The organism is Paratractidigestivibacter sp. (genome assembly GCF_052362415.1).
In the GTDB taxonomy this organism is placed as follows: domain Bacteria; phylum Actinomycetota; class Coriobacteriia; order Coriobacteriales; family Atopobiaceae; genus Paratractidigestivibacter.
In genome coordinates, this window is record NZ_DAWEMK010000177.1 from 1,954 (window position 1) to 2,311 (window position 358).

The following is a 358-nucleotide window of genomic DNA, read 5'->3' on the forward strand; positions in this document are numbered from 1 at the left end:
CCGCGTTCCAGCTGGACGAGCGCTGGGGGCTCGTCCAGCTGGAACGCGGAGAACGCAACAGCCGCGTCCACGCCCGCCAGGAGTCGAGGGGCGAGCGGCGCGCCCGCGAGATCGGCTCAAGGGCCGACCCGGGCTTCGAGACCGACCAGGACCACGTCCGACGGGTAGTGCGCGAGAGCGTCCGCGAGGTCGCCTCGTCCGGCGCGCCGAACAGGATGCGCGCCCTCAGCGAGGCGCTGGGACGGAGGGGCGTCCACATGCGACTCAGCCGTGACGGGAACCTCAAGGAGAGGGACCTGGTCTTCGAGTACCGCCCGACGTACGACCGCCGGGACGGGAGGGGACAGCCCGTCAGGAA

Annotated in this window: 1 protein-coding gene; it reads left to right on the forward strand. The window is 72.1% G+C overall.

Annotated features, from left to right (window positions below; all coding sequences use genetic code 11):
• Nucleotides 1-358 (forward strand): hypothetical protein (locus ACT84W_RS10590; RefSeq protein ID WP_444329188.1); only part of this gene is annotated, 358 nt, incomplete at both ends.